This window comes from Bradyrhizobium sp. LeoA1Lang (assembly GCF_055413685.1).
The window spans coordinates 1-334 of sequence record NZ_JBVAPG010000559.1; the positions used below are offsets into that span (position 1 = coordinate 1).

A 334-nucleotide genomic window follows, 5' to 3' on the forward strand; every position below is an offset into this window, starting at 1 on the left:
GGAGAGCGATACGCCATGAACGAGACTAGCAACATTGTCCCGCTCCGTCAGCCCGACGAGATCGACGATCCACTGACCAATCTTTTGCGCGCTGGTGCGCGGCAGCTTCTGGCGCAGGCCGTCGAGGCCGAAGTCGAGACCTTTCTTGCCACGGTGAAGGATTTGAAGCTTGCCGACGGACGCGCCCGTGTCGTGCGGCATGGTTACGGCCCGGCGCGAACGATTGCGACGGGCATCGGTCCGGTCGAGGTCGCGCGGGCGAAGATTCGCGACCGTGGGGCGGCCGGCGATAGTGAGCGGATCCGGTTCAGCTCGGCGATCCTGCCGCTGTGGG

1 pseudogene is annotated in these 334 nt (G+C 65.6%); it reads left to right on the forward strand.

Annotated features, from left to right (window positions below):
* Positions 1-15 precede the first annotated feature (15 nt).
* Positions 16-334 (forward strand): annotated as a pseudogene (locus tag ACZYOF_RS44500) (IS256 family transposase); the annotation flags it as partial.